General features: G+C 69.9%; 11 protein-coding genes. 4 read left to right on the top strand and 7 right to left on the bottom strand.

The window, feature by feature from the left end; translation table 11 throughout:
• Positions 1 to 1582 precede the first annotated feature (1582 nt).
• Positions 1583 to 2005: a TOBE domain-containing protein gene (locus tag AC08OO_RS04155; protein ID WP_476609827.1), complete on the top strand. Its 423-nt coding sequence runs from the start codon at positions 1583 to 1585 to the stop codon at positions 2003 to 2005.
• A gap of 104 nt (positions 2006 to 2109) precedes the next feature.
• Positions 2110 to 3255, top strand: a complete 1146-nt coding sequence (locus AC08OO_RS04150; protein ID WP_476609828.1) for a site-2 protease family protein — start codon at positions 2110 to 2112, stop codon at positions 3253 to 3255.
• Positions 3256 to 3285: 30 nt separating this feature from the next.
• Here AC08OO_RS04150 and AC08OO_RS04145 read toward each other — a convergent pair whose 3' ends face one another.
• Genes AC08OO_RS04145 through AC08OO_RS04120 form a run of 6 tightly spaced genes read right to left on the bottom strand, consistent with a single transcriptional unit; the run spans position 3286 to position 8443 of the window.
• Positions 3286 to 3876 carry a hydrogenase maturation protease gene (locus AC08OO_RS04145; RefSeq protein ID WP_476609829.1) on the bottom strand — a complete coding sequence of 197 codons (591 nt, stop codon included), beginning with the start codon at positions 3874 to 3876 and terminating at the stop codon, positions 3286 to 3288.
• On the bottom strand, positions 3834 to 5126 hold the full coding sequence (locus tag AC08OO_RS04140) for a Ni/Fe hydrogenase subunit alpha (protein ID WP_023839999.1): 1293 nt from the start codon (positions 5124 to 5126) through the stop codon (positions 3834 to 3836). Before AC08OO_RS04140 ends, AC08OO_RS04145 begins: the two co-directional genes overlap by 43 nt.
• Positions 5113 to 5943, bottom strand: coding sequence for an NADH-quinone oxidoreductase subunit B family protein (locus AC08OO_RS04135; protein ID WP_476609830.1), 831 nt, complete (start codon positions 5941 to 5943; stop codon positions 5113 to 5115). The genes AC08OO_RS04140 and AC08OO_RS04135 overlap by 14 nt, the downstream gene beginning before the upstream one ends.
• Positions 5944 to 5954: 11 nt before the next feature.
• Complete coding sequence (locus AC08OO_RS04130; protein ID WP_235462859.1) at positions 5955 to 6860, bottom strand: FAD/NAD(P)-binding protein; 906 nt, start codon at positions 6858 to 6860, stop codon at positions 5955 to 5957.
• Complete coding sequence (locus tag AC08OO_RS04125) at positions 6832 to 7299, bottom strand: cyclic nucleotide-binding domain-containing protein (protein WP_085015231.1); 468 nt, start codon at positions 7297 to 7299, stop codon at positions 6832 to 6834. Before AC08OO_RS04125 ends, AC08OO_RS04130 begins: the two co-directional genes overlap by 29 nt.
• The gene (locus AC08OO_RS04120) at positions 7286 to 8443 is read right to left on the bottom strand and encodes a 4Fe-4S dicluster domain-containing protein (protein WP_476609831.1); all 1158 of its coding nucleotides are present in this window, start codon (positions 8441 to 8443) and stop codon (positions 7286 to 7288) included. Before AC08OO_RS04120 ends, AC08OO_RS04125 begins: the two co-directional genes overlap by 14 nt.
• Positions 8444 to 8478: 35 nt before the next feature.
• Here AC08OO_RS04120 and AC08OO_RS04115 point away from each other — a divergent pair, with 35 nt between their 5' ends.
• Together AC08OO_RS04115 and AC08OO_RS04110 are read left to right on the top strand one after the other, a co-directional pair.
• A complete protein-coding gene (locus AC08OO_RS04115) occupies positions 8479 to 8703 on the top strand; it encodes a hypothetical protein (RefSeq protein ID WP_476609832.1) in 225 nt (74 codons plus the stop codon).
• Positions 8687 to 9619 (top strand): NUDIX domain-containing protein, encoded by a 933-nt coding sequence (locus tag AC08OO_RS04110; RefSeq protein ID WP_476607548.1) that lies wholly within the window; start codon positions 8687 to 8689, stop codon positions 9617 to 9619. The genes AC08OO_RS04115 and AC08OO_RS04110 overlap by 17 nt, the downstream gene beginning before the upstream one ends.
• Positions 9620 to 9673: 54 nt before the next feature.
• On the opposite strand, the gene AC08OO_RS04105 is transcribed toward AC08OO_RS04110, so the two are convergent.
• Positions 9674 to 10384 carry a DUF1918 domain-containing protein gene (locus AC08OO_RS04105; RefSeq protein ID WP_085015229.1) on the bottom strand — a complete coding sequence of 237 codons (711 nt, stop codon included), beginning with the start codon at positions 10382 to 10384 and terminating at the stop codon, positions 9674 to 9676.
• Positions 10385 to 11157: the final 773 nt, after the last annotated feature.

The raw sequence follows: 11157 nt of genomic DNA, 5'->3' as shown, positions 1-11157 counted from the left end.
AGGTCCCGGTTGGCCGACCCCGATCAGGCGAGAGATGTCGGCCGCCGCGGATCGCCGGCCAAGAGCCGACGACTGCTGACGGGGGTCCGCGGCACCACCCACAGGAACGCTCCGAACCCCGGATCGATGGTCGCGCGACGCAACGCCGCCGACACCACGCGTACGTGAAAGGCTCCGCAGGAAACCGAGAAGCCTTTTTCCATACCGCAACCATGCCCCCAACCGACCAAGCGCCGCGACCGGCGCAGGCGTACCGCTATAGCAGGTGATGAGTGAGCGCGCACTTGCGCTAACTCCAGCCGGCAGCCGAGCTAGCAGGCGGGCGCTAACTGTTGAAAGCGTATCAGCTAGCACGGCAATCACCGCTCGACCACTTCTCGTCCGGCTTATCGAAGGTCAGTCCGTCTCGTCGGACCGGTCCAGTGATACCACCGCCGCGCGACGAACGGATCGGGCGACCGCGCCGCACCGATCACAATGCACAGCCAGCCGCACATCCAGACATCCAGCCGACCATGAACGCGGTGCCGAGGAGGAACGGTCCCTTCAACGTCGTTGACCGACGCCCGTTCCGGAGCACTCCAGCGGCGGTTCCAGCGCGAGGGATGCGCACCCCTACGAGGTAGTCCGACACCGGAAGCGGGGGTACCCCTTCTGGCCCCCTCATCGGGAGGTAGGCCATGGCCCGGAACATTCTCGGCTTCCCTGGAACACCGTTCCCCGCAGGCGTGTCGGGAATACGGATGACGGGGACAGCCGGGTACAGCGAAAACAGCCCTACGAGGCCCTCCGCGAACCTCCTACGGGGTTAGTCCGGAGGTTGGCTCGGGGGTTGGTCTGGGGGTAGTCCGGCCTAGGCGCCGGTTCCACCGTCGGCAGCCGTTGCCGCCGGCCATCGGCCATCGGCCATCGGCCATCGGCCATCGGCCATCGTGATTCTCCGCGGCTCGGCTGCCCCGGTCGGCCGCCCGGGGCAGCCGACCGGACGGTCCGCCGAGAGTTGTCGTTGTTTAATGTTGTGCGCTTTCGTTGCTTCAGCACGATTGCCCGATGTCATACAACGATGATCTGTTGTTGCGGGAGTGGACGCCAGTCGGATGATCGGCGGGGCTGCCGCCGAGGGATGCCGGGATTTCTTTGGGTCGCAGACGTGGGTGGATCAGGCACTGGTGACCTGGCGCCCATGCTGGCGGTGAGGTAGGTGTGTTATCTGACATGACAGTGTGTAATAGTAGAGCTTCTGGCGACACTGCCTGTCTATCCGTTGTGCCAAGGCGGTGTTCTGTCGGTGCGGGGCGCCTGTGTGCGGGAGGCCGGACTCTCGGGGTCGGTGCTCGACATCGACCTGTTCGGGGTAGGCGAACCGGTGGCACCGCACCGCCCGCTCCCCCCGACACGGGCGGTGCGACCCGCACGGACCGATCAGGCGCGACCGCCTGATCGGACATCACTCGTCCGCAGGACCCTTCCGCACGACTGTTCCGCACGGCTCTTCTGCAGGTGAGGCATGTACGCGGCACGGACGGACGGGTAGGAGTTGACTGACGGCACCTGGCGGCACCCGAGAGGACAAGGTGGACCGATGAGCCTGAGCATCCGCAACCGACTGACCGGAACCGTCACCGACATCACCGAAGGTGCGGTGATGAGCACCGTGACCGTCGATCTTTCCGGCGGGCAGACCGTCACCGCCGCGGTGACCCTTGATGCGATCAAGGATCTCGGCCTCTCGGTGGGGGCCACCGTCGAGATTCTGATCAAGTCCACCGAGGTGGCGCTGGCCACGGGCGGCGTGGACGGTCTGAGCATCCGTAACCGGCTGCGCGGCACGGTATCCAGCCTGGAGAGCGGCGGTGCCATGGCCGTCGTGCACATCGCCCTCGACGGTGGCGGCATGCTCACCGCGGCGATCACCCTGGCCGCCGCGACCGACCTCGCTCTGGCCGCGGGTTCCTCGGTGACCGCCCTGGTCAAGTCGACGGAGGTGGCCCTCGCGGCAGCCTGACGGGACAGCCTGACGGGGCCGGCTGACGGGGCCGGCTGCGCGCTCAACCGCGGAGTCGAGCCGGGTCTCGGTCCCGGGGCACGTTCGAACAGGGGAGAGACGCTGTGCGGGCGACCTTCGTGGTGGGACGGATCGCTGGAGTCCGGATCGGGGTCCACTGGAGCGTGCTGCTCATCTTCGGCATCATCGCGTTCGGCCTCGCGCAGGGCCGCCTCCCACAGGCCTACCCGGGCTATGCCCTGGTGGTGTACTGGGTGGCGGCTCTTGCCGCCGCAGTGGTTTTCTTCGCCTCGCTGCTCGCCCACGAGGTGGCGCACGCCGTGGTGGCCCAGCGCAACGGGGTGGCCGTGGACGACATCGTGTTGTGGCTGCTGGGCGGGGTGGCCCGGCTGAAGTCGGAGGCGTCGAGCCCGGCAGCGGAGCTGCGGATCGCTGGTGTCGGCCCACTCGTCAGCCTCTTGCTGGGCGGGCTCTTCGTGCTGGGCGCCTGGCTGCTCGCCCTGGCGTCCGCGCCCGAACTCCTGATCGAGGTGGTGGCCTGGCTGGCTGGCATCAACCTGCTGCTCGCCGTCTTCAACGCCTTTCCCGCCGCTCCGCTCGACGGTGGGCGGCTGCTGCGCGCCTTCCTGTGGTGGCGTACGGGAGATCGGCTGCGGGCGACCGCCGGGGCCACCGCGGCCGGACGCGTCCTCGGCTGGCTGCTCGTCGTTCTGGGACTCCTCGTGTTCATGAGAGGCGGCGGATTCGGCTGGCTCTGGCTGGCCCTGATCGGCTCGTTCCTCATCGCGGCCGCCACCGCCGAGGGACGGCAGGCGCAGTTGCGCGGTGTGCTCGCCGGCGTCCCGGTACATGACGCCATGACGACGAAACCGCTCACGGTGCCCGCGGCCCTGACCGTCGCGGACCTGCTGGCCGGCCCGCTGTACCGGTACCGGCACTCGGCGTTCCCGGTGACCGGCGAGAACGGAGCCCCGGTCGGGCTGGTGACCCTGGACGGCGCCAAGCAGGTGCCGCCGGAGAAGAGCGGCACGGTAACGGTAAGCGAGGTGATGGTGCCACTGTCGCGGACCACCATCGCGGGTCCCGACGACCCGCTGGCGGATCTGCTGCCGCGCATGGAGCCCGGCGCCGAGCACCGCGTCCTGGTGATGGATCAAGGCAGGCTCGTCGGGATCCTGTCCCTGTCGGACATCAGCCGCACGGTGACGTGGCTGATGAACGCCGCCCCCGGGCCGCGCGAAGTCCCGTGACCGAACCCCGCCGCCAACGCGGGCCTTCGGCTACCGCGGTTGGCGGCGGTCAGCGGAGATCGTGGGTTCCCTGGCGGCATCGTCAGGTTCCCTGGCGGCATCGTCAGGTTCCCTGGCGGCATAGATCGCTGTTTCGGCATAGATCGCTGTTTCGGCGCGGATGGCGGCGGCCACGTTTCGGGCGGCCGCCGCGACCTCGGGGTCAAGTCCGAGGCCTGCGGAGAAGGTATGGCCGCAGATTGCGTAGATGACGAGATGCCGGGGAAGCCAGCCGAGTGTTCGGCTGATCTCGATGGTGTCCGCGAGGCCGAGCGCGTGGGTCGATGGCCCGACGAGATCCGCCGGTAGTGTGCGCTCGTTGGCCGGTATGCGGTGCACAGTTCCGGGCGGGGCCGCGGAACGGGCGGCGTCGATGATCCAGACGGCGTCGGCCCCTTCCCAGGCGGCGAACAGCCCTGTCGGCTCGCCGGCGCCTTCGAGTACGTCGACGCCGGCTGGGAGCGTGCAGCGTAGCTGCCGCGCGACTGCCAGGCCGACGGCGTCGTCGTGTCGGTAGGGATTGCCGATCCCGATGACGGTCAGCCGTGTTCGATGTGGAGAGTCAGGAAGTGGGTCGCACATGAGATGCAGGGGTCGTAGTTGCGGATGGCCCGTTCGCAGCGCAGGGCGAGTTCGGGCTCCGGCAGGTTCATGAAGCGTTCCACCACACCGCGCAGGTCTTCTTCGATCGGACGTTGGTTCTGGGCGGTTGGTGGCACGATCTTTGCGTCGAGGATGGTGCCGTTGTGGTCGATCGTGTAGCGGTGGTAGAGCAGGCCGCGGGGTGCCTCCGTGACCCCGTATCCGGTTCCCGCCCGGGGCGGGGCCTCCAGCGCGGAGGGGTCGGGCTCGGTGTAGTCCGCGATGATCCGCAGCGCCTCGTCGGCGGCGTGGACCATCTCGATGCAGCGCACGATGATGCTGCGGTAGGGGTTGCGCTCCGGTGGGCGCAGGCCGATCTCGGCGGCGGTCTCGCGGGCGGCGGGCGCCAGCCGCTCCGCGCCCAGCGCGAAGCGAGCCAGCGGTCCGGTGAGGTAGGAGCCGCCCGCGGCCAGGGTCGAGTGCAGGGCGTTCGACCAGGGCACCTGTTCTTCGGTGAAGTGCCGGTCGTAGTCGGCCGGGGCGATGTCGAGGCCAGCGGTGGAGGCGATCCGGCCGCGCTCAACGGGGTATTCGCCAGGTTGGTGGAGCGCGACGAAGGTCTGGTGGAGTTCGTCTTCGGGGAAGTCCAGGGCGGCGGTGAAGCGGGCGGTGTCCCGGGCGATGTCCCGCGCCTGTTCCAGTTGCCCGACGAGCTCGGTCAGGTCACGCCGGCGTGGTGCCCGGTACCAGCCGCCGACCCGCGCGTTGACGGGGTGGATCGCGCGGCCGCCGATGACCGTCATGAGCGTATTGCCGGCCTTCTTCAGCGTGAGTCCCAGCTTGACCAGGGCGGGCTGGTCCTGGGCAAGATGCAGTGCGCTGTCGTAGCCGAGGAAGTCCGGCAGGTGCAGCAGGAAGACGTGTAGTGCGTGACTCTCGATCCATTCACCGCAGTAGATGAGCCGCCGTAGGGCGGCGGGTGGGCCGGTGACCGTGACGTCGCAGATTTGTTCGATGGCCGCCAGCGCGCTCATCTGGTAGGCGACCGGGCAGATGCCGCAGATCCGGGCGGTGATGTCAGGTGGCTCGGTGTAGGCCCGGCCGCGGAGGAACGCCTCAAAGAAGCGCGGCGGTTCGAAGATCTTCAGGTGGGCCTCGTCCACCCGCCCGTCGGTGATCTTGATTAGCAGCCTTCCTTCGCCCTCGACCCTGGTGAGTGGGGGAGGTGCTATGGTCCTAGTCGCGCGCATCGGTCTCACCGCTTCCCGAACCCTCGCCGGGGGCGTCGCGGAATGCCGGCGCGGCGGTGTTGAACGTCCGGAACACTCGGTCGACGTTGTCCTCGTTCATCCCGAGGACCCGTAGCTGGCGGATCAACGCGGGGGTGTTGGGGCTCTCCATCGGGCCGAAACAGCCGTAGCAGCCGCGGTGATAGGCCGGGCAGATCGCACCGCATCCGGCATGCGTGACGGGGCCGAGGCACGGCGTGCCGTGCGCGACCATCACGCACACCGTCCCCCGCCGTTTGCATTCGGTGCAGACGGAGGACGAGGAGATGTTCGGGCGTCGGCGAGCGAGGAACGCGCTGATGACTTCGAGGAGCTGGCGAGGGTTGATCGGGCAGCCCTGGAGTTCGAAGTCCACCCGGACGTGCGTGGAGATCGGGGTGGAGGTCGCCAACGTCGAGACGTACGCCGGGGTGGCGTAGACGGCCGCGAGGAAGTCACCGACGTCGGCGAAGTTGCGGAGCGCCTGGATGCCGCCGGCGGTCGCGCAGGCGCCTATTGTGACCAGACGCCGGGACGCGGCCCGGACCTGGTGGATGCGTTCCACGTCCTGTTCGGTGGTGACCGAGCCCTCGACGAGGGAGAGGTCGTAGGGACCGTCGACGGTCGCGCTGGATGCCTCCAGGAAGTAGGAGACGTCGATCTCGCCGGCGAGCGAGAGCAGCTCATCTTCGCAGTCGAGCAGGGTGAGCTGGCACCCGTCGCAGGAGGCGAACTTCCAGACGGCGAGCCGGGGCCTGGCTGGGCTGGTCGGCGTCGGCGTAGACGTCGGCGTAGACATCGGCATCGGCATCACAGCTCCCGGACGGCGAGCAACGGTTCCAGGCGGTCGTAGCCGCAGACCGGTCCGTCCAGACAGAGCATCAGCGGGCCGAGCTGGCAGCGGCCGCAGTGACCGAGGCCGCAGTGCATGTTGCGTTCCATGGACAGGTGGATGCGGTCGGCGAGTACGCCGGCGTCGACCAGGGCCCGTGCGGTCAGCCGCATCATGATCTCGGGTCCGCAGGTGAACGCGACGGTTCTGGCCGGATCGAAACGCACGTGCGGGAGGAGGGTGGTGACGACGCCGACCCGGCCGTCCCATCCGGGCCGCGCACCGTCGACGGTCACCAGGGCTTGGAGGTCGGTGCGGTCCTGCCAACCGGCCAGTTCCCGGCGGTAGAGGATGTCCGCGGGTATACGGGTGCCGACGAGCACGACCACGTTGCCGTAGTCGGCGCGCCGTCGCAGGATCTGCCGGACGACCGGCCGCAGCGGCGCCAGCCCGAGCCCGCCCGCGACCACGACGACGTCCAGCCCGGCTGCGGCGCCTACCGGCCAGCCTCGCCCGAACGGGCCACGCACCCCGAGGACGTCGCCCGGGCGGGACGCGCAGATCGCTTCCGTCACCGCGCCGACCGCTCGGACGGTGTGCACAAGCGGGCTGTCGGTACCAGCCGTCACGGAGTCGTCGCCCGCCACGGATTCGTCGCCCATCGCCGGGTCGCAGCCCGTCACGGACAGGGGGACCTCGCCGACGCCGAAAGCGTAGACCATGGTGAACTGGCCGGGTGCGGCGATGATCGGAACGTCGGAGAGCGGCGCGAGTTCCAGGGTCCACGTGTCACCCGTCTCCTGGTGGCGGCGGGTCACCCGGAACGGCCGAGGGGTCATCTCCCCGGCCGGGCCGTCAGCCCTGGCCCGGGTTTGCGTAGACATCGAGCAGCCGCAACCGGGTGGCCTGCAGGCGCTCGATGAGCACCTGCGCAAGGTGGGACAGCACGTCGTAGCCCAGCGCCGGGTCCTGGGAGAACTTCTCGCGTAGGCAGGCACCGTCGATGGCGGTGGCGCGGACCAGCGAGAGGGCACGGGCGTCGAAATGGAGCCGGTACGGCGGGAACAGCCAGGACCAGCCCACCACATTGCCGGCTCCGACGGTCTCGATGGGGACCAGACCCCGGGTCTGGACGAAGGTTTCGATCGCGACCGTGCCGTGCCGGATGACGTAGAGAGTGTCGGCCGGGTCGCCTTCCCGCAGGAGTACGTCGCCCGGGCGGAAGATGGCGTGCCGGGCGCACCCGGCGAGGAGGGCGAGGTGGTCCGGGTGCATACCGGCGAAGACGCCGACCTCGCCGAGCGGTGCCTCAACCAACGTCATCGCCGGCCACGGAGTTCGCTCGAATGGCGGTCAGTTCCTCGGTGACGTCGATGCCGACGGGACACCAGGTGATGCACCGTCCGCAGCCGACGCATCCGGACGTTCCGAACTGGTCGTGCCAGGTGCCGAACTTGTGGGTCAACCACTGGCGGTAGCGGGAGCGTCCGGAGGCACGGACGTTGCCGCCGTGGAGGTAGGAGTGGTCCAGCGAGAAGCAGGACTCCCAGCTGCGCCAGCGCTCCGCCTCACTTCCGGTGAGGTCGCTGACGTCCTCCACCGAGGTGCAGAAGCAGGTTGGGCACACCATCGTGCAGTTGCCGCAGCTCAGGCACCGCTGCGCCACCTCGTCCCACCGTGGGTGTTCGAGGTTGTCCGCGAGCAGGTCACGCAGGTCGGCCGCGTCGACGGTGCGTCCCATCCGGTCGGCCGCCCCATCCACGGCCGCCTGGGCCGCGCTCCGGTCGGCGGCTTCGCCCGGGCGCCCCGCCAGCTCGCCCAGTATCTCGACGCCCCGGGGGGTGCCCGCCTCGACGAGCAGCCGGTGGTCACCGGCCAGGACTTCGCTGAGGACCAGGTCGTAGCCCTCCCGCACCGCCGGGCCCGTGTTCATCGATACGCAGAAGCAGGTCCCACCCGGCTCGTGGCAGTTCACCGCGACGATGAACACATCGCTGCGGCGAGCAGCGTAGTCGCGGTCGGCGTGGCGCCCCCCGAGCAGGATCCGGTCCTGGGTCGCGATGGCCTGCAGCTCACAGGAACGGACGCCGAGGAATGCCACCGCTGCCCGCGGTAGCGGTTCCTCCGCCACCTCGAAGCCGCCGTCCCCGAAGCCGCCATCGCCGTGGCGGCGGGTCGTCAGCAGGCGCAGCCGGGGCGGCAGCAGGTTCTGCTTCCACGAATGCGGCCCCACTGCGTAACCGAACAGCGCCGCGTCGCGACGACGCTCGAGCCGGTAACGACCCGCCTCCTGGACATCGGTCCACCCCACCGGGAGCTGCGCCGCGCTACTGATCTCGTCGTACACGATCGCGCCATCCCGCACCGTCGGGCCGACGACCTGGTACCCGCGTGCACGCAGCACGTCGACGAGCGTCCCGAGCACCGCCGGCTCGACGACGAGCTCGGCCACACCTGCGTCCGTCATCCCACCCTCCGCTCCCCGGACAGCGGTAACCTTCTGTGTCGAGTTCCATACCCCTGGGTGCCGTCGGGGAACATGCGCTTCAGGTGGGGATCCCCGCCCTGGTAGCGATGGACGCCGCGGACGGCCCGACCGCGATCCGCGCCGCCGGCGGCGGGTTGTCGACCGGGTCCTGCGGGACCGGGTCCTGCGGGGATGTGCCCGTCGTCCTGGCGCCGCGGCGGCTGGAGCCGAAGACTGGACGGCATGAAGTCGTCGGCTGATCCCTGGGACAGGCCGGTACGGGTCGTAGGTGCCGCCGGTGGGGTGCTGTGGCGGCCCACGCGGGACGGGCGGCAGATCGCGGTCGTGCACCGGCCGCGGTATGACGACTGGTCCCTGCCCAAGGGCAAGCTGCGTCGGCGGGAACATCCGTTGCTCGGTGCGTTGCGGGAGGTCGAGGAGGAGACTGGTTACCGGGCCTGGCTCGGGCCCCCGCTCGGCGAGTACCGCTACCTGACGGACGGCGGCAGGACGGTGAAGACGGTCCGGTACTGGGCGATGCAGGCCCGTTCCGGCACGTTCGTCCCCACCCGGGAGGTGGACAGGCTTGCCTGGCTGGCGAAGGGGGATGCGGCGCGCCGGGCCAGCTACGACACCGACCGCCACGTGCTCGCCGAGTTTGGTCGGCTGCCGGCGGGTCGGCTGCCGGCGCCGACGGCCGCACTCGTCGTCATCCGCCACGCTCGGGCCGCCCACCATCGGCGCTGGGACGGGCCTGACCAGCTACGCCCGCTCGATGAGCGCGGCCGGGCCCAGGCGAACGCACTGGTGCCGCTGCTGACCAGCCTGGGGATTCGCCTGCTGATCAGCGCCGACCTGCCCTGCTGCACCGCCACGCTCGCCCCGTACGCACGCGCGGCCGGGCTCGCCATCGAACCGGAGCCGGCGCTGGCGGACACCGGCTATCCCGGATCGGAGGCGAGGGTGATCGCTACCTTGATGGGGCTCGCGGCGTCCGGGACTCCGACGGCGATCTGTAGCCAGCGCACCATCGTTGCCGACCTGCTCCGACGACTCCTGGACGGCTGGTGCTGGCCGATCCCGGACCAGCTCGGGGTACGGGAGGGCGGCTTCTGGCTGCTGCACTGCCCTCCCGGCAGGCTGGTCGCAGCGGAACGTCACGATCCCTTAGCATGATTAGCCTGACGGTGCGTGTTTGTCACGCATGCAGGGTTGAACCCGTCGTCCTTTTCAGCCGGTGCCGCTGCGGGCCTCCTCGGGAGGGTGGCGGACCTCGGCGTCCGGTCCCGGGTAGACGAAGCTGACGTGCCCGGTGTCGGACCAGCGGACGGTGAACGGTGGGTCGCCGGCAGGCGAGCGCACCTCAAGGATCTCCCCAAGGCGGTCCGGTTGCGTGACGGTGGGACGGTGGACAACCAGGGTGTCGCCGGGATGGGCGCGCATCGCCCTACGCCGGGGCGGCAGTTCGAGCGCCAGCTCGACGGGCTCCTCGCCGGTGGTAGCCAGCGGTGGGGCCTCGCGGTGGGGGGCAAAGACCTCATCGGCGAGCGGGTGTACCAGCTCGGCCATCTCGTGCTCGGTGCGGATGAGCAGATCGTCGACGGACAGCAGGCCGACGAGCCGGCGGCCGTCGACGACCGGGAGCCGGCGGATCGCGTGGTCACGGAAGATTTCGTAGGCCCGTTCGAGGTCAACGCCGGACGGTACGGTGATGACCTCGGTGGTCATGAGGGCGTCGATCCGGCTGTCCGTCGGGATACCGCGGGCAACGCCGCGTAGCACGATGTCGCGGTCGGTGACGATCCCGACCAGGCGGTCGTTCTCCATGACGAGGAGCGCGCCCACGCCCTGCCGTTCCATCTGCGCCGCCGCGTCCCGAACCGTGGTGGACCGCTCCACGGTGACCGGCCGCCGGACGATCGTGCTACGGATGTCGGCCATGCTTACCCCTCCAGGAAGGTGCTCGCCCCCGGGCAGTGACCCCTGGCCCCAGCCCCGCGCCGGCCGCGCAGCCCCGCCGCGGACGTCCGCGCCTGCGACCTGGGCCGACAACAGATCGGACCAGTTCCGCCGAGGGCGCTGGCGTTCCATGCTCGCCATCTGGTTGTTCCGTCCTGGCAGCAGGCAGCTGCCCGGCCCAGCCGGCGCCACACACGCCCGCCTGCCGGACGCCGCCGGCCCGTTGTAGACGGGCCCAGATTCCACCGGATGAGCGTCGCCGGACGGTCGCCGAGTCGCGCGGGTAGGGTCACAATCTTCTCTTCTCCCTAGAAGAATGCAGATCATCACCCAGCGTGTCCATTCTGACCACTTTCAGTCTCTACCCACGCCTGGCTCGCCCGAACCACGGACCGGCCAGATCCAGGCCCACGACGGGCTAGTGCAGCGCCGGCCGCTCCACCTCGGCAGGACGCCGATGATCGCCATCTATCCGCTCAGGTGCGCGCTTCCCCCGGTCGGATCACCCCCACGGGCGTGGGGAGGACCGCGGTGGTACCGGCCCGGCAGAGCGGGCAGGCAGAGCGGGCAGGCACAGTAGTGACCAAAGCTTCACCGTATGCTTTCGCCTGGATCAGGGTTTCGACATGAAACTGCTCGCTACGCGGCACCGGGCATCCCTCCACCTGGCACCCGCCACCCCCGCCCCGCCCGACGCCTCCCACCCGGGCCCGTCCCGCACGGCCGTGTCCCGCACGGCCGTGCGGGACGGGCCC

The organism is Frankia sp. CeCAU1 (assembly GCF_977971845.1).
This window is presented reverse-complemented; position numbering and strand designations above follow the sequence as displayed.